This window comes from Exiguobacterium sp. s125 (assembly GCF_018618605.1).
GTDB lineage: Bacteria > Bacillota > Bacilli > Exiguobacteriales > Exiguobacteriaceae > Exiguobacterium_A > Exiguobacterium_A oxidotolerans.
Genome location: NZ_JACSMI010000001.1, coordinates 1,067,110 through 1,091,000 on the forward strand (window position 1 = coordinate 1,067,110; position 23,891 = coordinate 1,091,000).

The 23,891-nt window shown below is 48.9% G+C and carries 31 protein-coding genes; 9 read left to right on the forward strand and 22 right to left on the reverse strand.

Translation table 11 applies throughout. From position 1 onward, the window contains the following. Window positions 1-11: 11 nt before the first annotated feature. The 4 genes from KNQ05_RS05235 to KNQ05_RS05250 all read right to left on the reverse strand — a co-directional run bounded on the left by KNQ05_RS05235 (window position 12) and on the right by KNQ05_RS05250 (window position 2,710). Complete coding sequence (locus tag KNQ05_RS05235) at window positions 12-1,007, reverse strand: LLM class flavin-dependent oxidoreductase (protein WP_214804576.1); 996 nt, start codon at window positions 1,005-1,007, stop codon at window positions 12-14. 66 nt (window positions 1,008-1,073) lie between these two features. Further along, the gene (locus tag KNQ05_RS05240; protein ID WP_214801698.1) at window positions 1,074-1,766 is read right to left on the reverse strand and encodes an ABC transporter ATP-binding protein; all 693 of its coding nucleotides are present in this window, start codon (window positions 1,764-1,766) and stop codon (window positions 1,074-1,076) included. 96 nt (window positions 1,767-1,862) lie between these two features. Then, on the reverse strand, window positions 1,863-2,249 hold the full coding sequence (locus tag KNQ05_RS05245; protein ID WP_088837143.1) for a hypothetical protein: 387 nt from the start codon (window positions 2,247-2,249) through the stop codon (window positions 1,863-1,865). Window positions 2,250-2,296: 47 nt separating this feature from the next. Next, window positions 2,297-2,710, reverse strand: a complete 414-nt coding sequence (locus KNQ05_RS05250) for an Rrf2 family transcriptional regulator (RefSeq protein WP_088837142.1) — start codon at window positions 2,708-2,710, stop codon at window positions 2,297-2,299. A gap of 131 nt (window positions 2,711-2,841) precedes the next feature. On the opposite strand from KNQ05_RS05250, the gene KNQ05_RS05255 reads away from it, so the two are divergent. Beyond that, the gene (locus KNQ05_RS05255; protein WP_214801695.1) at window positions 2,842-3,468 is read left to right on the forward strand and encodes an NAD(P)-dependent oxidoreductase; all 627 of its coding nucleotides are present in this window, start codon (window positions 2,842-2,844) and stop codon (window positions 3,466-3,468) included. Window positions 3,469-3,528: 60 nt separating this feature from the next. On the opposite strand, the gene KNQ05_RS05260 is transcribed toward KNQ05_RS05255, so the two are convergent. Continuing rightward, on the reverse strand, window positions 3,529-4,011 hold the full coding sequence (locus tag KNQ05_RS05260; RefSeq protein ID WP_088837140.1) for an NUDIX hydrolase: 483 nt from the start codon (window positions 4,009-4,011) through the stop codon (window positions 3,529-3,531). A gap of 106 nt (window positions 4,012-4,117) precedes the next feature. Between KNQ05_RS05260 and KNQ05_RS05265 the strand changes: the two genes are divergently transcribed. Further along, window positions 4,118-4,477: a hypothetical protein gene (locus tag KNQ05_RS05265; protein WP_214801692.1), complete on the forward strand. Its 360-nt coding sequence runs from the start codon at window positions 4,118-4,120 to the stop codon at window positions 4,475-4,477. Between the two features lie 12 nt (window positions 4,478-4,489). Next, window positions 4,490-5,212 carry a site-2 protease family protein gene (locus KNQ05_RS05270; protein ID WP_214801689.1) on the forward strand — a complete coding sequence of 241 codons (723 nt, stop codon included), beginning with the start codon at window positions 4,490-4,492 and terminating at the stop codon, window positions 5,210-5,212. Between the two features lie 78 nt (window positions 5,213-5,290). Here the strand turns inward: KNQ05_RS05270 and KNQ05_RS05275 are convergent, their stop codons facing one another. Beyond that, a complete protein-coding gene (locus KNQ05_RS05275; protein WP_029330103.1) occupies window positions 5,291-5,710 on the reverse strand; it encodes a universal stress protein in 420 nt (139 codons plus the stop codon). Window positions 5,711-5,728: 18 nt separating this feature from the next. Beyond that, entirely contained in the window at window positions 5,729-7,192 is a 1,464-nt protein-coding gene (locus tag KNQ05_RS05280) for a SulP family inorganic anion transporter (RefSeq protein ID WP_214769116.1), read from the reverse strand. Between the two features lie 170 nt (window positions 7,193-7,362). Between KNQ05_RS05280 and KNQ05_RS05285 the strand changes: the two genes are divergently transcribed. Both KNQ05_RS05285 and KNQ05_RS05290 read left to right on the forward strand, forming a co-directional pair. Further along, window positions 7,363-7,905 carry a recombinase family protein gene (locus KNQ05_RS05285; protein ID WP_088837135.1) on the forward strand — a complete coding sequence of 181 codons (543 nt, stop codon included), beginning with the start codon at window positions 7,363-7,365 and terminating at the stop codon, window positions 7,903-7,905. Window positions 7,906-8,030: 125 nt separating this feature from the next. Beyond that, the gene (locus KNQ05_RS05290) at window positions 8,031-8,576 is read left to right on the forward strand and encodes a DUF4256 domain-containing protein (RefSeq protein WP_214804578.1); all 546 of its coding nucleotides are present in this window, start codon (window positions 8,031-8,033) and stop codon (window positions 8,574-8,576) included. A gap of 64 nt (window positions 8,577-8,640) precedes the next feature. Here KNQ05_RS05290 and KNQ05_RS05295 read toward each other — a convergent pair whose 3' ends face one another. Beyond that, entirely contained in the window at window positions 8,641-10,308 is a 1,668-nt protein-coding gene (locus tag KNQ05_RS05295) for a methyl-accepting chemotaxis protein (protein WP_214801680.1), read from the reverse strand. A 123-nt stretch (window positions 10,309-10,431) separates the two neighbouring features. Here KNQ05_RS05295 and KNQ05_RS05300 point away from each other — a divergent pair, with 123 nt between their 5' ends. Further along, complete coding sequence (locus KNQ05_RS05300; RefSeq protein ID WP_214804580.1) at window positions 10,432-10,995, forward strand: DedA family protein; 564 nt, start codon at window positions 10,432-10,434, stop codon at window positions 10,993-10,995. Between the two features lie 36 nt (window positions 10,996-11,031). Here KNQ05_RS05300 and KNQ05_RS05305 read toward each other — a convergent pair whose 3' ends face one another. The 4 genes from KNQ05_RS05305 to KNQ05_RS05320 form a co-directional block, all read right to left on the reverse strand. Then, entirely contained in the window at window positions 11,032-12,246 is a 1,215-nt protein-coding gene (locus KNQ05_RS05305; protein ID WP_214801677.1) for a chloride channel protein, read from the reverse strand. A 24-nt stretch (window positions 12,247-12,270) separates the two neighbouring features. Continuing rightward, window positions 12,271-12,612: a potassium channel family protein gene (locus KNQ05_RS05310; protein WP_088837130.1), complete on the reverse strand. Its 342-nt coding sequence runs from the start codon at window positions 12,610-12,612 to the stop codon at window positions 12,271-12,273. Window positions 12,613-12,616: 4 nt separating this feature from the next. After that, window positions 12,617-13,669, reverse strand: a complete 1,053-nt coding sequence (locus KNQ05_RS05315) for a DUF389 domain-containing protein (RefSeq protein WP_204251449.1) — start codon at window positions 13,667-13,669, stop codon at window positions 12,617-12,619. Between the two features lie 68 nt (window positions 13,670-13,737). Next, window positions 13,738-14,685 (reverse strand): cation diffusion facilitator family transporter, encoded by a 948-nt coding sequence (locus tag KNQ05_RS05320; RefSeq protein WP_088837128.1) that lies wholly within the window; start codon window positions 14,683-14,685, stop codon window positions 13,738-13,740. 308 nt (window positions 14,686-14,993) lie between these two features. Between KNQ05_RS05320 and KNQ05_RS05325 the strand changes: the two genes are divergently transcribed. Continuing rightward, window positions 14,994-15,896 (forward strand): sensor domain-containing diguanylate cyclase, encoded by a 903-nt coding sequence (locus tag KNQ05_RS05325; RefSeq protein ID WP_214804582.1) that lies wholly within the window; start codon window positions 14,994-14,996, stop codon window positions 15,894-15,896. A 52-nt stretch (window positions 15,897-15,948) separates the two neighbouring features. Here the strand turns inward: KNQ05_RS05325 and KNQ05_RS05330 are convergent, their stop codons facing one another. From KNQ05_RS05330 to KNQ05_RS05350, 5 genes are all read right to left on the reverse strand, one after another. Then, entirely contained in the window at window positions 15,949-16,755 is an 807-nt protein-coding gene (locus KNQ05_RS05330) for an SDR family NAD(P)-dependent oxidoreductase (protein WP_214769128.1), read from the reverse strand. Next, entirely contained in the window at window positions 16,755-17,408 is a 654-nt protein-coding gene (gene nfsB, locus KNQ05_RS05335) for an oxygen-insensitive NAD(P)H nitroreductase (protein WP_088837125.1), read from the reverse strand. Before nfsB ends, KNQ05_RS05330 begins: the two co-directional genes overlap by 1 nt. 167 nt (window positions 17,409-17,575) lie before the next feature. Next, window positions 17,576-17,938 (reverse strand): winged helix-turn-helix transcriptional regulator, encoded by a 363-nt coding sequence (locus KNQ05_RS05340; RefSeq protein WP_239456891.1) that lies wholly within the window; start codon window positions 17,936-17,938, stop codon window positions 17,576-17,578. A 19-nt stretch (window positions 17,939-17,957) separates the two neighbouring features. After that, a complete protein-coding gene (locus tag KNQ05_RS05345; protein WP_214804584.1) occupies window positions 17,958-18,629 on the reverse strand; it encodes a hypothetical protein in 672 nt (223 codons plus the stop codon). Window positions 18,630-18,649: 20 nt separating this feature from the next. Next, window positions 18,650-19,507, reverse strand: a complete 858-nt coding sequence (locus KNQ05_RS05350; protein ID WP_214804586.1) for an alpha/beta fold hydrolase — start codon at window positions 19,505-19,507, stop codon at window positions 18,650-18,652. A gap of 92 nt (window positions 19,508-19,599) precedes the next feature. On the opposite strand from KNQ05_RS05350, the gene KNQ05_RS05355 reads away from it, so the two are divergent. Both KNQ05_RS05355 and KNQ05_RS05360 read left to right on the forward strand, forming a co-directional pair. After that, entirely contained in the window at window positions 19,600-20,280 is a 681-nt protein-coding gene (locus tag KNQ05_RS05355) for an HAD family hydrolase (RefSeq protein WP_214804588.1), read from the forward strand. 18 nt (window positions 20,281-20,298) lie between these two features. Continuing rightward, window positions 20,299-20,727: a GNAT family N-acetyltransferase gene (locus KNQ05_RS05360; protein WP_214801665.1), complete on the forward strand. Its 429-nt coding sequence runs from the start codon at window positions 20,299-20,301 to the stop codon at window positions 20,725-20,727. On the opposite strand, the gene KNQ05_RS05365 is transcribed toward KNQ05_RS05360, so the two are convergent. The 5 genes from KNQ05_RS05365 to KNQ05_RS05385 form a co-directional block, all read right to left on the reverse strand. Beyond that, a complete protein-coding gene (locus KNQ05_RS05365) occupies window positions 20,702-21,619 on the reverse strand; it encodes a hypothetical protein (RefSeq protein WP_214801662.1) in 918 nt (305 codons plus the stop codon). The genes KNQ05_RS05360 and KNQ05_RS05365 overlap by 26 nt on opposite strands. Then, a complete protein-coding gene (locus tag KNQ05_RS05370) occupies window positions 21,616-22,146 on the reverse strand; it encodes an RNA polymerase sigma factor (protein ID WP_214801659.1) in 531 nt (176 codons plus the stop codon). Before KNQ05_RS05370 ends, KNQ05_RS05365 begins: the two co-directional genes overlap by 4 nt. A gap of 85 nt (window positions 22,147-22,231) precedes the next feature. Continuing rightward, complete coding sequence (locus KNQ05_RS05375) at window positions 22,232-22,795, reverse strand: nucleotidyltransferase family protein (protein ID WP_214766071.1); 564 nt, start codon at window positions 22,793-22,795, stop codon at window positions 22,232-22,234. Between the two features lie 18 nt (window positions 22,796-22,813). Continuing rightward, the gene (locus KNQ05_RS05380) at window positions 22,814-23,614 is read right to left on the reverse strand and encodes a phosphotransferase enzyme family protein (RefSeq protein WP_214804590.1); all 801 of its coding nucleotides are present in this window, start codon (window positions 23,612-23,614) and stop codon (window positions 22,814-22,816) included. A gap of 12 nt (window positions 23,615-23,626) precedes the next feature. Further along, window positions 23,627-23,845, reverse strand: a complete 219-nt coding sequence (locus tag KNQ05_RS05385; protein ID WP_251132440.1) for a hypothetical protein — start codon at window positions 23,843-23,845, stop codon at window positions 23,627-23,629. Window positions 23,846-23,891: the final 46 nt, after the last annotated feature.

Sequence of the window (23,891 nt, forward strand, 5' to 3'; positions counted from 1 at the left end):
TCGGCCGTTTTTTAGTGCTGTATCATCTGTTCGGCGATCAACCGGTACGATTCGAGCCGTTTGTCTTGGTCGTAAGCATTGTTGATTAACAAAAATTGATTCGTCCCGTACCGGGTTGCCAACTGTTCGAGTGCTGCTTCGACTTCCGTCGCCGTCCCGACGATAGTCCGGCGCCGGTCATGTTGGATCCGTTTTAATTGTTCCGGGTTCCAGTCCTTCGTCCCGACGGTATCAAACGACGGGACGATCGAGTTTCCGAGCCGGATCCCTTGAATCCAAGCATCTTGTGTCGTCGCCAACTGTTCTGCTTCTGTTGTCGTTTCGGCACAGATCGCAAACACACAGACGATGACCGTCGGCTCCTTGAACTGCGCACTCGGAATGAACTGCTCGCGGTATGTCCGTAATGTCTCTTCCCAGCGGTCCGGATTGATGAAATGACCGAAGACAAGCCCCATCCCCCGCTCTGCCGCGAGCCTTGCACTGTTCGGTGACAGACCGAGCAAATAGAGGGGAGCCGTTTGCGTGAGGCGCGGCGTCGACTTGACGATCCGAAACGGATGCTTTGCGGACAACGAATCAGTTAAAAAACCGGACAATTCATCCATCAAGCGTGGGAACTCAGAATACTTATTCGCTTCCCCGTCCGTCAAGGCACTTCGTGTCCGCTCGCTCCCGCCTGGTGAACTGCCGATTCCGAGTTCGATCCGTCCCGGATAAAAGGCTTCGAGCGTCGAAAAGTTTTCCGCGACTTTTAATGGGCGGTACTGCGGCAACAGGACGCCGCCTGTCCCGAGCTTAATCGTTTTTGTCTCACTCCCCATCCGGGCAATGAATAATTCAGGCGCCGCGCTAAGTAAACCATTCGTATTATGGTGTTCGGCGAACCAGTAGCGCTCATAACCAAGCTGTTCTGCTGCTTCGACGAGTCGTTTTGTTCGCATCATCGTGTGTTCGATCGTATCCCCTTCGTGGAGCGGGACTTGATCGAGTATGCCAAGTCGCATCGTGCGTCGCCTCCTTTACTGATAAGTGTAAAGGGTCAGCCGTCCGAAAACAAAATCGGTGCTCCGTCAGACCGTGACGAGTCGCGAGTCCGCGATGACGAGTCCGTCCTTCATCTCGATTTTTCGATTGGCGCGGTCAGCAAGCTCCGGGTCATGGGTGACAAATAAGACGCCACATCCTTTTTCAGCGTTCAACCGTTTTAAAAGTTGAAAGATGATTTCCCCGGTTTCCGTATCGAGGTTCCCCGTCGGTTCATCCGCGAGGAGCCACTTCGGCTCATGGACGAGTGCCCGGGCGACGGCGACACGCTGCTGTTGTCCGCCGGAGAGCTGGGACGGCAACGAGCTGGCTTTTTCTGCAAGACCGACTTGGTCGAGTAAGGCAAGTGCCCGCTCCTTCTTATCATAGGAAACTTTGCGTCCGAACAATGGAGCCATCACATTTTCAAGTGCCGTCAACGTCGGAATCAAATGAAACTGTTGGAAGATAAATCCGACGTTCTCGAACCGGAAATCAGACAGTTCTTTGCTCTTCAACTGATTGATCGGTTGATCACCGTACAGCAGTTGCCCCGTCGTCGGACGGTCGAGTGTCCCGATCAGACTAAGCAATGTCGATTTCCCTGATCCAGACGGTCCGATGATTGAGATGAAATCACCTGCGTCGAGCGTCAGATTGACGGCGTCAAGTGCCTTCGTTTCGATACCGTCCCCTGAAAATGATTTACCGATGTCCTGACACTGAAATGTATCCTTCATCTGATTTCCTCCTTAAATTCATCTTGTCCTGAATGGAATTCGTGATGTATTTGGAAATTCCTGCAAAACAAAAACGACCTTTAAAAAAAGATCGTTTTACGTCGAGACAGAGGGACGTTTAACCCGTTTTGCACAGACTTCATACGGAATCACATAAAACAGACAGGCGATGACGGCAAAGCGAACGATTCCGAGCACGTTCAGTTGGATATCGATGGATGATTGACCAAACGCTTGATAACCACCGATAAACAAGAGAATGGCGAAGGTCAACGTCGTCAGATAAATCAGGAGACGTAACGGTAAAGGGTACCGCCCGGCAATCCATAACATGGGAATCCCGAACAAAAATGAAAAAAGTGTCACGGCAAACGTTCCAAATTGATAAAGAAATTCATTTTCTAAGTTGTTTAACAGCGCATAACCCGTAAAACATAAAAACGATAAAAGGACACTCACAGCAGAGTAACTGACTAAGCGCATCGTTTATCCTCCTTTGAATCCGTTTACAAATCTAGACACGACCACCATCATCTCGGAATGAGACGATGGACGACATCAGCTAACGTTTCTGCTGCAAGTTCTGCTTCTAACGCCTGTTGAGCCCGGCTGAACGTCGTCTCGAGCGCGCCTTGAATCTCGCGGCCGATCGGACAATTCGGATTCGGGGACTCATGCATCATGAATAAGTCTTCTTTCGGCTCAACAGCACGATAGACCATCAGCAATGTGATGTCTTCCGGCTTTAGTGTCAGGATTGCACCGGTCCGTCCCGCCTGTGTCTTGAGCAGTCCTGCTTTTCGCAAAAGACCGGTCAGGCGACGGATGACGACAGGGTTCGTATTGACACTCCCGGCAATGATTTCGGAAGACATCGGTTGTTCTTCACTTGAACTGATTAAAGCGAGTATATGCACTGCGACCGCTAGTCGACTATTGATCATTGTTTTCACCACCAATATCTTCAGTTTAGTGAGGGGATGTTTTTTTGTCAATTTCCTTGACAGAATAAATTTTTGTAACTAAAATGATTACAAGTGTCATGCTACATAAACTTAAAAGGAGGAGATGTGAGATGAAAGTTGCGATCATCGGTGCAAGTGGGAAAGCAGGACGAACCATTTTAAAAGAATTAGCAGAAAGAGGTCATGCCTTGACGGCCATTGTCCGAAATGTAACCCGGACGACGCACGATGCTGTCCTCGAAAAAGACGCGTTTGCATTGACGAAGGACGACCTGTCGGGATTCGATGTCGTCATCAATGCCTTTGGCGCGGCGCCTGGAGATGAACTGCAGCACGTCGAACTCGGTCGCCATTTGATGGAGGCATTGTCCGGAACGGCAACGCGTTTAATCGTCGTCGGTGGCGCCGGCAGCCTGTTCGTCGACCAGGAACAAACGACACGTTTGGCAGATACACCGGATTTCCCGGAAGCATACCTTCCGACGGCGAAAAGTCAGACGCTTAACCTGATTGATTTGGAAAAGACAACCGACTTACATTGGACGTTCGTCAGTCCGGCAGCCTTCTTCGATCCGGAAGGTGAACGGACAGGAACGTACCAACTCGCTTCAGACGTCTTGACCGTTAATGCAGCAGGTGACAGTTACATCAGTTACGCCGATTATGCCGTCGCCATTGCGGATGAGGTCGAACACAATCGCCATGATAAAGAGCGCATTTCAGTTGTCTCGAAGTAACAGATAACGCCCGATGTCCTGTTCAAAAGGACGTCGGGCGCTTTTTCTGTCATGCTTGGTTTAATTCTTTACTTCAAAGGAGTTACGTAATGCCCAAATCGTGGTACCTAACTCCTCCAGTAAGGCATGTGCCCGTTTTTCGATTTTTTCCGGGAGCGCATCTTGACTGAAGTATGCCAAGTCAAAACTTTCGTCATCATTGATTTGTAATGTCCCCGTGACTTCGTGCGCGTGGAACAGGTTGATCACACTATCCGTCTCGTCTCCGTTCGGATATGTGAACTGGTAGCGTGGTCCGGAAAAGACACCAATGAGTTTGACCTTGTCCGTCACAAGTCCCGTTTCTTCATATAATTCCCGGATTGCGACTTCTTCTAATGTTTCCCCGAGTTCCATCGAGCCGCCCGGTAATCCCCAATCGTTTGTATCGGAACGGTGTTGGAACAAAAGTTGTCCTTGTTCATTGATGACGAGGATTGTCGCACCGACGCTGATGATCGGTCGACTGCCGATGAATTTTCTTAATTCTGTTATGTATCCCACGTGTTGTCCTCCTTTGTTACGATTGCTTCCAATTTCACTGTACCCTCTTTTGTAAAATACTGTATGATATGAAAGTCAGTTCATTTTACCAAAAGAGTGGATTTTCGTGAAGTCGTTTCCTAAAGAACTAGATCTGTTGTCCTTATTTTCAGTAAACCCGGGTGAACCGGTTCCACTCTTCTATTACGACGAATCGACGTACCGCTTTCAAAATGCCGTCGAACAGTTCATCGTTCGTCTGACACCGGCAAGCGGTCAGTTTTTCCTTCAAGTCAATCAGCGTTCCGACGGTCGACTGCTGTCGAGTATGTACTTAGAGGCACTTTCGTCATTTGAAATCATTCAAGACGACCGGGAGGCTGCACGGATTTTACTGACCTTGGAACAAGACGAAGTCGTCCAAACCATCGAAATCGACGTTCGTCCGAAGTTTCGTCTCATCTTTCAAGAACAATTAACGCGTTAAAAGGAGCAGATCATGTCGTATTTCGTATTATTGGGGACTTTTTTGCTGGCGACGCTCCTCCATGAACTCGGACACGTCGCAGGTGCCAAGCTCGTCCGGATACAGGTCCGCACCCTGTCAGTTGGGTTCGGTCCCGTTCTCGCGCGGGCGACATACCGTGGAGTCACCTACCAGCTTTGTTTGCTGTTACTCGGAGGTTATGTCTTACCGGCTGACGCTGCTGTCACTCGCGGTAGACGGATCGTCTTTGTCGCTTCGGGACTAATCATGAGCATCGTCCTCGTCCCGCTTGCTTGTCTCTCGGTCCTGCAAATCATGAATCCGGCACAATCTCTAGTGGCCGGGTGGTATCACCTGATAACACCGTGGGTCACGTATCCGGTTCACTTCCTGTTTGATAGTCTGCCGTCTCTTTTGCCGGACGGTCCTTACACCGTGACGGTCCTGCTTCAGTTACTCGCTGCGACGAGTCTCTTTCTCGGATTGACGAACTGTCTTCCGCTGATCATGCTCGACGGCGGACAACTGCTTTTGCTGCTGTTTGAAGGTTGGTTCCCCGTGTTGCGGCAACAAGAGCGCAGATTACTCAAAATCAGTTATGTCCTGCTCGGCCTATTGATTGCCGTCCCGATTCTCATTGTATTCGTCAAACACATCGAGACGACGTATCCGATCCTGTTGGTCGGTGCCTTCGTACTCTACCGTATCGGCAAATTGACACCCGGACTCGCTTAAAATCAAAAAACAGACCACTTTGTGTGCAACGGCAACAAAGTGGTCTGTTTTTTGTATAGAGAATATCCCCTCGTCCGGTCATTTGACGATCATGACGGGGCTTTTAACGCGTTTCGCGACTTTATGGCTGACGCTGCCGAGGACCATTTCCTGAAGCGAGTTCAACCCGCGGCTACCGATGATCGTCATATCCGTCGGCTGCTGATTCGCATGCTCGACAATGGCCGGCCCCGGTTCCCCGCGGAGGATTGTAACGTAATAGGACACCCCTGCCGCTTCGAGCTTTTCTTCGACCGGTCCGAGCTTTCGTCGCCGTGCGACTTCTAGCGCCCCGCTCCCCTCCGAATGCAAGACTTCTTCGCGTGCTTTCGCGAAGTCTGCGACGAAGACGACCTCAATCTTGCTCGATTCGTTCAAGCGTGCGAGTTTAATCGCCTCTTCCGCTGCACGGACAGAATGGTCAGAACCGTCGACGGCTAATAGAATATGATTGTACATACAAATCACTCCTTCAGGTTAATGAGGTGAGGACTTCGAATCCGGTCGGTTATGAATCGCCAAGCGATCGACGAGACGTTTACTTTCCGGATTCAATCCAAGGATCGTGATACTATTCTGATTCGACATCAAGCGTAACATTACCTTGTCGATGGCACCGACTCCTGAATCATCCCAGATTTGTGTCGATGAGAAATCGATGATGATCGCAGTATCGTGGACCTCATAATCAAAAGATGCGATGAAGTGATCGACGGAAGCGAAGAAGAGTGGTCCCTGGACGGTATAAATCGTCTGATCCTTCTCCTGTCGTTTGACGACGTTGATTTTTGAGACTTTCGCGACAAAGAACAAGGCGCTCAAGATGACTCCAGTAATGACTCCGATTGATAAATCATGTGTTGCGACGACCGTGATGACCGTCGTCAACATAACGATTGCATCGGCTTTCGGCGCCTTTCGGATATAGGTGAAGGACGACCAATCAAATGTTCCGATTGAAACCATGATCATAATCCCGACAAGAACCGGCATCGGAATTTGAATGACCCAGTTGCCAAGGACGATGATTAAGAACATTAAGAACAGTCCCGCGACGAGCGTCGAAAGTCGACCACGTCCCCCGGATTTAACGTTGATGACGGATTGTCCGATCATCGCACATCCAGCCATCCCTCCGAAAAAACCGGTGACGAAGTTCGCGATCCCTTGCCCCCGTGCTTCGCGGTTCTTTTCGCTCTCCGTCCCCGTCATGTCGTCGACAATCGTTGCTGTCAGCAACGATTCGAGCAATCCGACGATCGACAAGGCGAGTGCGTACGGGAAGATGATGCCGAGCGTCTCGAATGTGAACGGAACGTCCGGTAAGAAGAACGATGGCAATGACCGCTCGATCGTTCCAAGATCTCCGACCGTCCGTAAGTCGAAGCCGAAGTAAATCGTCAGTCCCGTCAAGACGATGATGGCAACGAGTGGTGCCGGAACCGCGTTGAACAAGCGCGGCAACAAATAGATGATGGCGAGTGTGATGCCGACAATGACATACGTCAACGTTGAAATCCCGACGAAGTGCGGGACTTGTGCCATAAAAATCAAGATTGCCAGTGCGTTGACGAAACCAATCATGACGGCTCTCGGGATGAACCGCATGAAGCGGGCAACCTTCAAGATACCGAATACGAGTTGAATGACACCGGTTAAAATCGTTGCCGCTAATAGATAATCCAGTCCGTGTTCCTTGACGAGCGGGACCATCAGGAGTGCCATCGCACCGGTCGCTGCCGATATCATTCCCGGTCGTCCGCCGACGAAAGCGATGATGACGGCGATACAGAACGAGGCATACAAGCCAACCATCGGATCGACACCGGCAATGATCGAGAAGGCGATCGCTTCCGGAATCAATGCGAGGGCGACGACGATTCCCGCTAAAATATCACCGCGGATGTTTGAGAACCACTGTTCCCGGAGTGTCAAATTCATCAATTTCGTTCCACCTTTCCTTTCACCCCTACAGGGTTTCCCGTATACTAAGGGTGACCCGAATGGGTGGTTTCGTTGAATGTCCGTTAAGCGTACCACTTAAAGTATCATAATGGAACTGTTTTGGGACGATTGATTTTACGACTAGTGTACGATGTGAGGAGAATTTTATGATTATCAGTTATATGCGTCCGTTTTATGAAGATCCGGAATGTATCCTTCAAATGGAAGCCGTTCAAGCCTTCAAACCCGAACGCCAAGTCATCGAAGAACACGCTTCGTCCAAACGACGGGAAGCGCTCGAACAGTTAATCGCTTCACTGGCGACGGGGGATGTGGTTGTCGTCTCGCAACTTTATGTCTTGGCTGACTCATCGCGCCATTTGATTGAATTGCTTGAACAAATCGAACAAAAGCAAGCATACCTCGTGACGATCCGGGAACAAATCGATACCCGCGAACCGCTCACGCACTCGTTTCGAGAACTCGTCGAACATCTTGTCGCCCTCCAAAGCGATGTCGTCAGTATGACGACACGCCAAGGGTTGACGAAAGCGAAGGCGGACGGGAAACAGACGGGCCGCCCGCGTAAAGCAGATGCCAATGTCAAACGGGCAATCGAAATGTATCAAAGCAAACAGTACAACCTCGCTGAAATCCGTCAGGAAACGGGGATTAGCAAAAGTACGCTCTACCGCTATTTGGAGCAATGACTAGAGACCTGTTAATCAAATCCGTGTTTCCTTCCGAAGTGACAGGAAACACGGATTTTTCATATTTTACAGTGAAAGTGGGTATACTGACTGTAACGAGTAGATGAAGAATGGAGGTATTACCCATGACTACAACAGAAGAAGAGTTGTTACTCGAACAACTCGAAAAACGCTTCAAGGAACAGATGCACCGGCACCCGAATGTCGACTGGGCTAATGTCGAAAGACGCTTACAGCAACAGCCTGATGCGTTAGCGGTTATCAAACGAATGGAACAGACCGGTGGTGAACCGGATCTCGTCACGGACCCGGACGCACCCGATGACTTAACCTTTTTTGATTGCGTCAAGGAAAGTCCGACGGGTCGCCGCAGTTGCTGTTATGACCAGGCTGCCCGCGAGAAGCGTAAAAAAAATTCACCTGCGACGAGTGCGCTCGAACTGGCAACCGAGATGGGGGTCAGCTTATTGACAGAAGCGCAATACCGAATGCTGCAAGCACTCGAACCGATTGACCTCAAAACATCAAGTTGGATTGCAACGCCATCATCGATTCGTGACCAAGGTGGTGCGCTTTATTGCGATCGCCGGTATGATACGGTATTCGTCTATCACAATGGAGCGGATTCCTATTATGCGAGTCGTGGCTTTCGCGGCTGCTTGACGCTGTGACGTGAAACAGAGATAAACCAAGAGTTACTCCGTGCTTACGTTGGAGTGTGTCTTGGTTTTTTGTTTACCGTCTAGTCAAGGTGTGGTCACTTGCATCAATCGCTCGTTCAAGGAGTTGGACCTGTTGATGCATCGTATCTCCATGACGTTTTAACTGTTCCTGCCGCGCGATGTTCACATTCATTTGATCACCCAGCGTCTTGCCGTACGTTTGTAACGTCAGTAAGGTGTGCTGGATGGTCTTGAGGTGCGAGGCGACTGCTGGATTCACCGTATTGACCGCATGGCGTTCCAGCTCGACGTGTCGTAATGCTTCTTCAATCCGGGATGAACCGGAAAATAGCTGGGTCATCCCGTCCGTCGCTTGACCTAACTGTTGGAACGTGTCATTGATGTGGGTCGTCATCTGGCTTAAATCGCCTTCCATCGTCGTGACACTCGCTGTCAATTCGTCGTTGGCTTGATTGATGCTCCGAATCAAGTGCGTCACGTCAAGCGATAGCAGTTCGACTTCTTTTGCGACGATTGCGAAACCACGCCCCGCTTCACCGGCGCGCGAGGCTTCTATCAAGGCATTAAGCGATAACCGTCGTGTCGCCTCAGCGACGCGTTGAATCTGCTGAATGGAGTGGTTCATCGAATCATTTTTCTCACGTGTGCTGTGTAGTGACCGCAAGACGACGTCGGACGACGTATGTAACGTCTGCGTTCTGATTTTCAACGCATCAAGAATGGTTTCTTCCTGTGCGATCTCCGACTGGAACTGGACGAGCGTCCGTTGACTCTCTTGTAGTGATTGATTCATCCGTTCTAACGCTAACGAGGAGGTGTGCAGGAGTTGATCCGTTTCTTCGACGACAGATTCCACTTCCCGTGAATGGGTGGTCAAGGAAGTGGCGACTTCTGAGATGGCGGTCACCGACTCCTCGGTTGCCGATAGCTGAGTCATGAATTCCGGTTGCATCCGTTTGAGCTGGTTACTCGTGTTGCCCAGTTCATCCGTCAAGCTTGTGATTTGGTTCATCAATTGATTGTATTGGAACACTAACTGTTCGACTTCAAACGTGGTGGTCTTAAGGGAAAGCGGCCGATAGTTCCGTTTCGCGTGGGCCTCTTCAATCTTCAGCGAGAGGACGGATAACGGGGCCAGCTGTTGTTTAATCCGGAAGCGGATCAGCAGACTGACGAAAAACAGGACCGCGAGGCTTAAGGTCCCGAGTTCGAATGCCAGTGCCTTGGCCGGACCAATCAGTTGATCCCGGTCGACCGATAAGAAGACGATCGTATCGAGTTCCTGAATCGCTTTTGCCAGGATGAACCGGTCTCCATGTGTTACCGTCGTGACGGTTTTCGTGTTTAAGTCGCGCCGGACGGTGGTTTGCTCGGTGTTCGTTAATGCAATTGCCGGGAAAACCTGATCTTTCGTACGGAACGTTTCGAACGCAGCTTCATAATCATCTTGCGCAAGATCCGCCAACTGTTGATTTTTCGTCCGTTTCACCGCTTGATCCCGCGCTTTATTCGCTTCCGGATAGGTCAGCGCAATCGCTTTGACGCTTGTATCGAGCATCGTCAACTCCCGTTCGAGCCGTTCCGTCACTGACTTCGTCGATGTCTGATATACTTCATAGACGCTCAGTAAACTAATCGTCAGTAAGCCGATTCCGACTAAAGGAATTAACCACCCGTTCAATTGTTCACTCAGCAATGGTTTTCTTTTTCTAGGTCTCATGGCGTATCATCTCCTCGTCGAGTCTATCGGAGATGTCGACCGTTTCATTTATGAAGGGCGTGTAACGATTCGGTAAACTTCTGGTGCGGGCTGCCGCTACACGACTTCGAAAGGAGAAATGACATGACAAACTGGCAAATCTGGATGGACCATTATGGGTATCTCGGTGTCTTTCTCGCCCTGTTCGCCCACTTTATCCCGACCGAACTGATCATGAGTTATGCCGGCTTTTTAGTGGCGACGAATCAGCTCTCCTACGTTTTGATGCTTGCGACGGGCGTCATCGGATTCGTCCTGTTGCAACTCGTTTTGTATGGTCTCGGCTACTTCGGCGGTGAACGGCTGCTGCATGTGCTGACGAAGTGGCTTCACGTACGTCCGGACCGTTTGCAACGCGCCGAACACAACTTACGCCAGTATGGTGGCTGGTACCTGCTCTTGTCCCCGCTCTGGAAAACGGTTTTTGCGTTTGGTGCCGGGACGGTCCGGATTCGCTTGACGACATTTTTACTTTCAACGGCACTGTCCTTTACGGTCTGGTCCTTGCTCTTCATGACGAGCGGTTACTATCTAAAGGAACGCTGGGATCTCGTTGCCACATTTGCCATGAAACACGTCTCCTGGATGGTCGTGTTCGTCGTGCTTTCTGTGCTCGTGATTCGTTGCTGGAGCAGGAAAAGAGATTGATTGAAGAAATCAAGGACCGCATGACTCGTCTGACGTTTACTTGATACTTCCTTCGATTCGAATCGAGATTTGTTTAATCAAGATTGCGACGAATAAGATGAACGGGAAGAATTGAAGTGGGAACAAAAATAATAACAACGTCGCCGTGACGAAAGGTTGTTTCAAAATGACGGTACAGCTCGCAGCAACGGCGACGGCGACGAGTAACCCGGGTGTATACGGAAACAAGACGGCAAACGCGAAGCCGATGGAGGTACTTGAGAAAATCGCCGGAAAGATTTTCCCGCCCCGCCATCCGAATGAAAAACAGATATTCGTCAGCAAAGCTTTTCCGAGCGCAAGCAAGACTAAAAAGAGAATGGATTGATCGAGCGCTTCTTTTGAAAAGTCTAATAGTTCATGTTCACCGGAAAATAAAAAATACGGTGACCAGATACCAAACAAACCGATGGCGAGTCCGGCGCTGATTGCGAGTCCGAGCGGTGATGGATATTTGATTGCAAGCTGGTCCGTCCATCGACCAAGAAGAAGAAACACTGCTCCGAAACCTGCCCCGATGAGGATTGCCGGGACTATGAAGTAAAGGACTTCCCGCGTCCAATTGACTTCGGGGGTACTGATACCGAATACGGAAGCACTCGGGAAGAGGCGGTTCAACAACGTAAACGCTAAAATCCCGCACGCTGTCGTAATCCCGTACAAGAGGGCTTTCGTCAGTTTTGATTGAAAACGACGTTCTGCGATTCCCTCTTCGATCGCTTCACTGACACCGACGAACGGTGCATAAAATATCGTCGCTAACATCGCCCCGATCCCGAGTTCAAGCAATTGTTCCTTTTTATGAATCGTCCACGTCATCCGGTCGCCGATCCACGTCATCAATCCTCCCAAAATACTGACGAGTGCCGCTTCCGGACCAAGACTTGCCCCGAACGTTAAGACAAGTAATGCCGCGCTACTGTTTTTGATAATCGCCCCTTCATACGTAACCCGTCCGGTTTCCTGAAATTCACGTAACGTTTCGTGCATCGTCTTCGGATAATCCCCGATGTATTTCTGAAACAGTCCAATCAACACCCCACCCGTCGCTCCCATCCAAATCGGGTACCAGGTGCTGTCAAACGTTTCCGGTAATGTCGTCCACACAAGATGAATCAATGCGTTGACGACGCCTAAAAAAAGTGACGCGACTACACCGACGAGAATCCCGAGTAAGCAACTGTAGAAGATAAAAACCAGATTGAACTTCACATCATTCCCCTCCTCCTTTAGACCTCATTTCGGCTTCCGTTTCGTTTGATGAAATTCTTTTAACGCCCGATTGAAGTTGGCAATGACGGCACTGAGGACCCCGATGCCAAGCAACACGTAGACCATCGAAAAGATTTTTCCGAGTGGCGTGATCGGATGAACGTCACCATAGCCGACCGTCGTCAATGTCATGACCGCTAAGTAGACGGAATCGAGATACGTCAATTTTTCGACGCTATGATAGAAGAACATTCCGACCGCGAGTAAGAAGACGACGGAAAACATGACCGCTTTCTGTTCTTCTTGGCGAAACAGGATTCGGACGACATGAAACATGTTTCGCATCAATATGAAAAAGGCAATCATCGAATCAGTCCTTTAATTGGAATGGAAGTTCATCAAGATTGAATGACCGGTTGCTGAACCAGCTGGATTGACGCAACCGTTCTTCGAGATAACGGTTCAGGACGGCTGCTGCTTGTTCGCCCGTCAAGGCGTTGATGTCCGGGACCTGATTGATCACCAAGTCTGTATCCGCTAATCCATAGTCCGGTAAGCTCGATTCGATTGCCGTCACCTCTTCTTGAGACAGGCGTTTCCCGGTGACCGTCACCGTCAATTGTTCTTTTTGTTCATCATAGGACTGGTCAATCACCACGTTTTCTGCGAACTGCTCATCGATTAACGACGTGATCCCGGTACTGATGACACTTTCTTGGACTAACGTCACGGCAGAAAAAATACTGGGGATCGTAATCAGGATGGACAGGACGGCAAGTGCAATGTTAATGCGAGGGTTTTGACGTTTATTAGCATTCACTGCAGAAGCGATGCCCATGAACCGAATACCGATGAACGTCGCAATCGTGATGAAGCCGCAATTGATGACGAATAAATAACTCGATCCTAAAAAATAGTCCAAATTCATCGTCGCAATCGAATAGCCGACCGTACAAAGAGGCGGCATTAAAGCGGTCGCAATCGCGACACCGGGTACGATGTTATTGCTGACTTTTTTTCGCGCACCGATGATGCCTGCCGTCCCGCCGGCAAACGCAATCACGACATCCCAAATCGTCGGTGACGTTCTTGCAATAATCTCATTACTTGCATACGTGATGGGTGAAATGGAAAAGTATAACGTTGCCACAATCAGACTGACGGACACTTGGACAATCAATAATTTCGTCGCACGTTTGAGGAGTGTTAAATCGGATACGGATAATGCAAATCCGACACCTAAAATAGGGGTCATCAACGGCGAGACGAGCATCGCGCCGATGATGATTGGAATGGAGTTCATGTTCAGACCGATTGAGGCAATGAAGATTGAACACATGAGAATAACGGAGTCGCTCGGTGTTACTTTTAAATCGGCATACATCTTATCTTTAAATTCACTTGGCGAATAATGATGATCCATTATTTAATCAACTCCTTTAAAACAAAAGGACAGCTGTCGTGAACGATGCATGATGTTGATCCATTTAATTAATGGTGATGCGAATGAGGTGCGGCACGCCCCTCGAGTTCACAAAGTAAGGCATCACTATGCTCGTGATTGGCAGTCTCGATTTGAATCGTCGCATGATGGATATGTTGATCTTCAAGCTTATGCTTGATTTCCTGAAGTAACGCCTCCCCTTCAGCAATCGACATGTCCCCGTCCGTGACGACGTGACACGACAGGGCATTCAATCCACTCGTGATCGCCCAGACATGTAAGTCATGGACGTCGTTGACACCCTCTGTCCCTTGAATCGTCGCGGTGATTTCTTCGAGATTGACGTTCTCAGGGACACCTTCCATCAAAATATTGACGGCTGATTTCGTCACGAAGTAACCACTTCGTAAGACGAGCAGCGCTACGATGATACTTGCGAGCGGATCGGCCCAGTTCCAACCGAAAAACATGATGAGCAAGGCTGCTGCAATCGCACCAATCGAGCCGAGTGTGTCACTCAAGACATGGAGATAGGCACCTTTCATGTTCAGGTTTTCTTTGACGTCGCCTCCGCGTAGCATGATCCAAGCGACAAGCAGATTGACGAGAAGACCGATGACACTGACGATCAGCATCCCTGTCGAGGCAATCGACGTCGGCTCTGTAAAACGACGAATCGCTTCATAAAAGATATAGAGCGAAATCGCGATTAAAGCGACACCGTTGATGACGGCAGCCAGGATTTCGAAACGTCTGTAACCGAATGTCTTACTGCCGCTCGCTGCCCGTTCCCCGAGCTTAAACGCGACGAGCGAAATCGCGAGTGACGCCGAGTCACTTAACATATGTCCGGCGTCAGCGAGAAGTGCCAAACTATTCGTCAAGTATCCGCCAATCACTTCAACGATCATAAATAGTGTGATGATGGAAAAAGCAATCAATAATACACGTTTGTTTCCAGTGTGTGCATGGTCGTGCCCGTGGTCATGTCCCATTTCATTCTCTCCTTTAAGTGTTGTCTGCAATTCGGACAGTCAATCGTCCGTAGATGCACGCGGAAAGGATGAAGCAGCTTCTTGTTTAAAGCAGATCGCAACCCGTTCAATTCCTCGTATATTGCAAGTAGTTCCTATCCACTCGATACCCGAAAAAGACAGGAACAATTCATCCGGTTCAAAAAAAGGAATTACAGTTCTGGATGGAAGCAGAACGGAAACCTAAAAAATCGTCGTGTAAAAAAGTAAAATAATTCAAAAAACATGGTATTATATAGGTTATATAGAATACAAGAAGGTGAATCCGCATGCTTGTTTTAGGAATGAGTCTTGGTATTATCATGGCATTAATCTTTACTAAACTTCAAAAACCCGATGAAGCTTCTCAATTATCAGTTGAACTGATCGGACATCATACGAAAGATGTTATTTATGTTTACGAAGTGAAACCGATCCAACGCTTTCGGTACATCAGCCCGTCGCTTGATGAACATATTGGTGATGGCGTCGTCGACGCGAGCTACGCCGATCCGGCTGTCTGTTTTGACCGTATTCATCCGGATGACTTTGATATTTTGATTGCAAAGATATCAGGTACGGGAAATTATGATACCGCCTTTTTACAACGGTGGCGGACGAATGATGGACGATATGTCTGGTTTGAGGAGTATACAACTCCGATTTATGAAAATGATGAACTTGTCGCAATCCAAGGAATCATACGTAATGTTGAACAAGCGATAACTGAAAAAAATGAATTAGAGAAACGGTGCAGGACCGATGCTTTGACAGGACTTTATAACCGTTATCAATTTGATAATATGATATCGGAACTTATGCCGTGTCAAAACGTTCCACTCGCTATCTTATTATTTGATTTAAACGACTTAAAGATTCAAAATGATCATCACGGTCATGCTGCCGGAGATGAATTGCTCAAATTGACCGCGTTCGCTCTAAAGCAGCATAGCCAAAACGTTTACCGCATTGGCGGTGACGAGTTTGCCATTATCGAATCACACTTGACGCTTGAAGAAATCGAAACACTAAGAGCAGGCATTCATGCTGAAATGGACAAGATGCATATCGCTCTCGCTTCGGGCTTCGCGAACGGAATGGCACAAGATGTCGAGCAGCTCATCATGCAAGCTGATGCTGCCATGTACATTGATAAATCAACAAAAAAAATCCGTACATCTTCCACACTTTAAAACGCGGAAGATGTACGGATTTTTTATATAAGCGAATGAATGGTGCTTCGCCTTACCGACTGATTTCGTCATGCTCAGGAGCACCGTCTGAACGAATCAATTTCTCTAGAATCTGAACAAGCCTTGAACGTTTGACCTGACTGGATGCATCTTGATGCGGATTTACGAACTGGCAACTATCGTTATCGTAATATTTTCCAGAAGCATTTTTGAACTCGTCTGAAAGTGCGGCGTCCACTAAAATTTTTGCGCCAATTTTCACATCATGACCTTCAATGCCAAATGCAGACTTGACCATTTTACTTCCTAATAGTGATTTAGGGTTAATAGCGATAAAGGCAGGTGCTTGCTGTTTCGCCATTTCGATGGTCCACATTGTAAGTGCTAACTTGCTTTGAGCGTATGCATCCCCGTCAGGCAATACTTTTTTTCCGAGAAGGGCATCGACCTCTACTTCTTGTTGAGCTGCTGACGAAACGTTAATGACGCGACTACTTGAAGACATCAATGGCAGAAGCGCTTTTGTCAGCGTATAAGGAGCAATTGTATTTACGGCAAACCGAATGTCTAAACCTTCAGCAGTAACCGTTTCGGGTGCACCGTAGACGCCGGCATTGTTAATGAGCACATCGATTCCGGAAACCTCATGAGAGAGTTGCTCCGCCAATCGCTTAACCTCGATTAACCTAGACAAATCTGCTACAAAAGGTACGATTGTCGAGTTTTTCAAAGTTTTACACACAGCGGTTAACTTCTTTTCGTTCCGTCCGTGTAACAATATCGTATGACCTTGTTCGGCTAGCATCTTTGCTGTCTCAAGTCCGATTCCGTCTGTAGCACCGGTGATTAGGATATTCATCAGAATTCTTCGATGATTTCAGATTGCTCGAGTCGCGATTTTGGTAAGGATGCATTAAAATCAGAAGCAGCCCGATAGCCTAATGAAACGACGACACTTGAAGTGAAGCCTTGCTCGCGTAAGTTAAATTCTTCATCTAATACTTTCATGTCTAGTCCTTCCATTGGGACAGCATCGATTCCTAAATCCGCGACGCCGAGAAGGAATGACCCTAAGTTCAAGTACACCTGCTTTTCCGTCCAGTGTTGAAGATCTTTAAAGTCGTATTTGTGTAAATCAACGAAAATTTTTCGCCCCCCATGATTTGCCTGCTTAAATTCTTCTTCAGCAAACCGGCCATCCGCATCTTCTTTTTCCGTCAGATGAAGTAAATATTCGTCTGAAATGTCGCTTTTCGCGGCAAAGATCACGACAGCTGCTGCACCGGTGATTTTTGATTCGTTGAATCCGAAAAAGCCTTGTGCCGCCTTTGCAATCCGTTCTTTCCCTGCTTCACTTGATGCGATGACAAAGTGCCACGGTTGGACATTTGTTGACGAAGGTGCTAGTTGAAGGAGTGATTTAATTGTTGCCATATCTTCCTGTGAAATTTGTTTTTCCTGATCAAACTCTTTTGTAGAGTAGCGTGTTTGTAATGTGTTGATCAATGTCATATTGCCACGTCCTTTGTATGTTTAATGTGTAAAGTACTTCGTCAGTATATATCCCGGAAAATCGGCAAACAAGTACTGACATTTTTATCCGTACGGACATTAAAGTACAAAAAACGTGAACCGTTCACCCCTTAGTAAAAGGCGAACGGTTCACGTTTTTATGTTTTTTACTCGTATTCCTCGCTAAAAGAAATTTCACCATACTCATACGTTTCGTGGTAGGTTTTTCCCCAAGTGCCCAACTCTTTCAAAATCGGCAGTAATGCTTGTCCCAAGTCCTCTAACGCATATTCGACTTTCAATGGCAATTCGTCATATACTGTTCTTTTTACAAGCCCCGCATCTACCAGCTCTTTTAGTTGTCTTGAAAGGACACGTTCATTCACATTCGGTATTTTTCGTTTCAATTCGCCGAACCGGAGGATTTTTGCTCCGCCGATATGATAAATAATCAAAGGCTTCCATTTACCGCCCATGACATCTAAAGAAAGTTCAACATTACAATAAAAGTGCTTCTTGTTTTGATTCACCATCTTAATCTCCTTTCTATCATTCCCTTTTTGAGTTTATGCTTTTTGAATGAAAGAAACTAGGAAAATGCTGATTGATGGTAATACCAACATGATTCGAAAGGATTTTTAAACAACTGTTTACAGCTTGATTGATGTAGCTAGTAATTTCTTGATTGTGATTTTTATAAAATTCCAGCTTCTCGGTTTCTAATGAGGCATCAAGTTGAAAATCCAATGCCAACTCGTCAATTAAAGTAGGCAGATAAGTCTGATCATAGCCTTCGATTTCAAACAAAGGAACCGTTAGCGGAGAGAGTTTGAGTTCATATAATTTAATAATCCGACCATTTAAACGGTTGAAATCCCTGTAAGATTTTTCTAAATCCGCCTGCCATTGCTCGCGTGAGACGTACGCGACCTTCTCGAGGTAAAACGCTAACCATACCTGATCGGATATCAAATGACAGAGGTAACCGAGGTAAAACGGTTCCGCTAATCGTGTTTCATATGTATGCAAAAAGCGGTCCAGGTTAATCCGGTTCTTCCCGTTCTCATCCAGGTCCTTGAAGTGGGTTTTCCCTTTCGGCACGCCCATCAGACCGTGGATATCCGGTGCAATCCCGCCTAACAGAAAATCACTCCGGGGCTCCGGTTTCAGCTTGTCCCCGAGCAATGACGCAATACAATAATGCATGATCCGCGATCCCATATGTCTTCGCTCCTTTTAGTTTAATCGTTCGCGCGTTCATCGATTCGGCGGACGGCATCAAGGACGGCGTCCGGTCGGTCCAGATGAATCGCATGACTTGCCTGCTCCACAAAAAGTAGTTCGCTTTGAGTCGATAAGTCGGCCTGTTCGCAAATCAATCGTTTCCATGTGTCCTCAAGCAAGCGTAGCTCCGCTTCCGGCAACCCCTCTTCGATTCCGCTGTTCACGGCCAGTTCCTTGTCGCGTCCGAGCACAATAAGTGGAAGATCAGCGAGTCGACCGCGCCGTTCCAACGTAACAGCGTCGTTCTGCCACTGTTCGATGGCGGTGGCCATTTCGCCGTACAGCAACGGATCGGTTTGGAAATCGAGCAGCTCTCGTTGGACGCTTACCGGTAACTGCCGTTGCTCGTGTGTCAGTTCTGGTCGAATGGCTTCACATAAGGCGTGACGTGTCATTTCCGCGTAACTTCGGCACTTGTCAAGCCAGACCTGATCCGTCGACAGTTCATCGAGGACCGGTAACGTCAAGGAATCGAGTTGCCGTAAGCGGACGGATGTCGAGTCGACGAGAACGAGTCCACGAACGGTTTCCGGGTAATCATGCGCCATCTGTTGGGCACACAGCCCGCCGTAAGAGTGTCCGACAATCAGGACCGGCTCCGTGACGTCTAAAGTTTTCAGTAATTCCTGCAATTGCAAAGCGACCGCAACTGTCCCGGTTTGAGTTGTGTTCATCAGTTCATGGCGGTGAAATGAAATCACGCGAAATGTTTGTTTTAATGATTCAATGACTGGATACCATTCATGATAGGTGCAGCCAAGACCGGGCAGAATAACGAGTGGTCGTCCCGGCGTTTTCGTATCGAAATGGGACATGTATATCCTCCGTTTTCTACAGTATAAACAATTTTTCCTATAGTCGTCATTTTTCCATTATAATGAAATTATGTTTTGATTTTATTATAGGAATGGCGGTAATTGAAATTAAAAATATTCAAGCTGTTATCTTTGATTTAGACGGTACCCTTCTGAATCGTCAGTTGTCCTTACAAAGATTCATCACGGGACAATACCAGCGTTTTTTAAACGACTTACAACCTGTTTCACTGCCGGACTATTCGCGTCGCTTCATCACATTAGATCACGATGGTTACGTTTCAAAAGATGTTGTCTATCAACAATTACTTCAAGAGTTCGAGATCACGACGGTAACGTGGCGTCAATTATTCGACGATTACCTCGTTTTTTTTCCAGACCATTGCCTCGCGTATCCTGATACGACGGTCATGTTAAACAACTTAAATAAACAAGGTTATCTGATTGGCCTCATTTCAAACGGCGCATCTGACTTCCAGTGCGCCAATTTAGAAGCTTTAGGGATTGTACATTATTTCAATCACATCCTCATTTCGGAAGACATTGGAATCAAAAAGCCGGACCCGCTTATTTTTAACTACTTTTTAGAAAAGTGTGCCCTTGACGCACATGCGACCGTCTACATCGGCGACCATCCCGTAAACGACGTCTACGGTGCGCAGCAAGTCGGGATGAACGTGATTTGGAAAAGAAACGGATCCACGCGTCGGCCCCCGTGTACGGACTGGATCGACGACTGGTCCGAATTAGGCACATTGCTTCAGAACGACTAACAAAAAGGAGTTTTTACCATGTCAGAACTGCAATACCAAATCCGCCCCTACGCGGACCACGATTTCGAGGCGATTCAACGGTTGAATGCGGCTGAAGGCTGGAGTAATCTCGTCGCCCGTGCTGACGAAACAAAACGCGCCTTTGCGGCGTCTAACGTTGCTTACGTTGTCGTCATCGACGGAACCGTTTCCGGCTACATCCGTGGCATGACGGATACGGCGATCACGCTCTACATCTGTGAACTGTTGATCGCGGACAGTGCCCGCGGACAGGGACTCGGACAAGCCTTGCTCGGACACGTCCACGCCCTCTATCCGGCGACACGGCTCGAGATTCTCGCGAGCGCTTCCTCCCACTCGTTTTACGAACAACTCGGCTATCGTCCGTTTTATGGTTTTCGAAAGACGATCGATGCCACCGTCACAACGCCTCCCACATCGCTTTGAAGACGACCGGGTCGACCTTAAAGAAGACACCCAGTTGGTGATAGACGACGTAGCCGCCTGCAATCAGCCGCAGCGACACCGTGATTCCGTCCGCTTGCGTCACGCGTAAGACCTTCATTGTTTTGTAATCCGTGACTTTTGGCGGGACTTCTTCGCGTGTCATCGCACGGGCCTCGTACAAGGCATCAATGAAAGCCCGGTACCGATTGTCCGCTGTCATCGGTTGTGCCGTTTCGTCGTCGTTCCACTGGTCAAATGTTTGATAGGCGAGGCGTCTGACCGGCGCGTCGAGGTTTAAATCCCGGAAAAAATCGTTGCCTGTTTTCAGCACGAAGCCTGTCTGGCGCTCGAGTAGCCAGACTTTTTTTATGCCTTCTTCCTCCCCTACAGCGAACAGGAGCACGGACGGCTTATAGCCGTCGACCCGATACAAAGTGACCGGTCCGAGGTTCGAGCCACTTTCCAGTGTTTCAGGGGTAGTATCACCCGTTTCCTCAAGTGTTGCCGTCACGCGCCCCAGTCTCTTCCCTTGCAGGGCACGGACGTCATCCGTCAGCGGTGTCTCCATCGCAAGATAAAGCTCATTTTGATAGACGAGCCCGGGGAGCATACTGCCTGCGGTCGAACTGCCCTCCACTTGTTCGTCCTGCGCCCAGTTCGGGACGACGACGGCACCGTCTGTCCGAACGATTTCTGCCGCAGGCGGTGTCTCTTCCAGTAGCATGCCGCCACCGACCGCCAACAGGAGTGCTGCTGCAACCAGTCCTGTCGCGGTCTTACGTCCGACGAAGCGCGGACGGCGTGCCTGCTGAACGCCGGCGAGCAAATGACTGCGGACCTGTCCGCGGGGCACATCGATTGAATCCACTGCGCGTTTGACCTGCTCTTTCATTTTGCCCCGCCCCCTTTCACCTGTTTGGCCTGAACCTTTTGAATCGCCCGGTAGAGTGTACTTTTGACCGTGCTGACCGGTATTTGCAGGAGATCGGCGACGTGCTGCAGTGTGTAGTCCTCGTAATACCGTAAGAACAGGATGGTCCGTTCCGCTACGGTGAGCACTTCGAGCAGCTCCTGCAAGTAAAGATCATTGACGATTCGCTCCTCGAAAACAACTGGTTCGGCGACATCCGTTGCCGCCGTCGCGTAATCGACCCGGATTCCTTGGGTTTTCTTTAGCATGTCGAGCGCACAATTGATCGCGATCCGCGTCAACCAGGTTTTAGCGATCGTCGCGTCCAATAGCGTACGGCGGTGTTTCCAGGCGCGATAGGCGACTTCCTGCACATTTTCGAGCGCATCCTGGTCATTTTTTAAGTACAGGTAGGACATCTTGTAAAGATAGGTATCATGACGCGTCAAAAACATCAGAAACGTGTCATCGTCAAACGCGGGTTGTCGCTTGTTTCGCCGACCGATCATCGCCCGTTCTCCCCTTTCTGTCTGTCACTACCTGTTAGACCGCGTAATCGACGAATTTCGTTTCAACGATTTAAATTTTTTTCACTCAAGTTGATTCATTCTCCGCTTCATGGACACCCGGCCAGTTCTTTCCCCACTGTTTTTCCGTCAGCCGTTGCCGGTAAATCAAATGCCGTGCCGTCGCCTGGAACAGCGGCGTCGGCCGCAGCCGTTGTTGCAACAGATCACCAACGCCGTAGGCCGTGAAAAATTCGAGCTGGTCCGCTTGTAGCGTCAGACCGATCGCCGTCACCGTCTCCGGAAACTGTGCCATTGCGTCGCGGGACGACCGGTATGGCGGTAAGTCATTTTTGGTATGCATCCGCGCCTGATTTTTGACGGACCAGGGGTAGTCCGGCAACTGTTCGTTCAGTCGGGCTTCCAGCATTTGGTCAGTCGCTTCTGTCGTGTCGGATGTATCAAAATAGATGACGTCGATGTCTCCGACCGCTGTCGCTTCCTTTTGCTCTAAAACATCCCAAATTTTCGCCCGGACATACCCGGCACAAATCCACCAGTCCGGTAAGTCGAGTGTCGCGACCGCCTCAAGAAGTATTCTTGTCTCCCGGTCCCGTTCAAACATTTGGACGATATCTGTTTCCATCTTCATTTGCACCATCGCTCCTTTTTAATCGAACCACGTCACACCATGCTGCTTGATGAAGGCAAGTTCTTGCTCATAATGCGTCGCATGCCCCTCCTCAATCATCCGCTGAAACGCCTCCTCCCCGTCGGCTGCTTTACGATGAATCGTCAACAGGAGGGCTTCAATCCGCAGCAGTAACGTATCAAACAATTGCGTTTTTAATTCCGGCATCCCGTAAGCCGCTAAAAAGATGTCGATGCGGCGTTTGATCCGGTCCGGTCCCGTAACGGGGTCATAGTCGACTTGTCGCCCGTGTTCATCGTGATGATGGCGGCTGAGCGGGACGAACGTATACAACGTGTAGGCGATGTCCCAAATCCGTGGTCCGGGTGCCGCTAAATCAAAGTCGATGACGCCGATCGGTTTTTCGTCCTTAAAAATGACATTGTAGACGGCAAAATCATTGTGACAGATGACTGCATACGGCAGCGGCGTATTGTCGAGCGGCTCCCATGACGCGGGTACTTCGAAGTCTGCCGTGGCATCATGAAACTGACGGAGTAACCGGGCCGTCTCTTCTAACACGGCCTCCGACCACATGTAGGCCTTGAGGGGATAGTTTCCCGCCTCCCCGTCAAGATACGACAGGATTTCCCGGTTTTGCGGATCGATTCCGAGAAACCGTGGACTTGCTGGATACTCTTTTTTCTCGAGGTGCACGAGCAGCCGGTGAATCCGCGGACTGTCCGGCTTTTGTTCCCGCCGGACCGTGTCGCCTGCGCGACTGACGGCAGAAACGTTTCCCCCTGTTAACGGTTGTTCCTGTTCGCTTTTCTTTGACAAGATGTAACCTCCCTATCGTTTCGAATCAAACTTGGGTAAGAAGACGATGATACCTGCACCAATCAAACACATGATGACATCACTGAACGTAACCGCTCCTATCTCAAAATCAAGCATCGTCCTGACAAGCTGCCAGACGAGCACGAGCGTGATTACTAAAGGAACGGCACGTTTCATCCAGCGGGGTATGCGAATCCATTCCCGTAATAACCGTGCTCCCCATTTCTTCAACACGTCCCCCACCTTTCACGACTGATTAATCCCATATTTTCCCTAT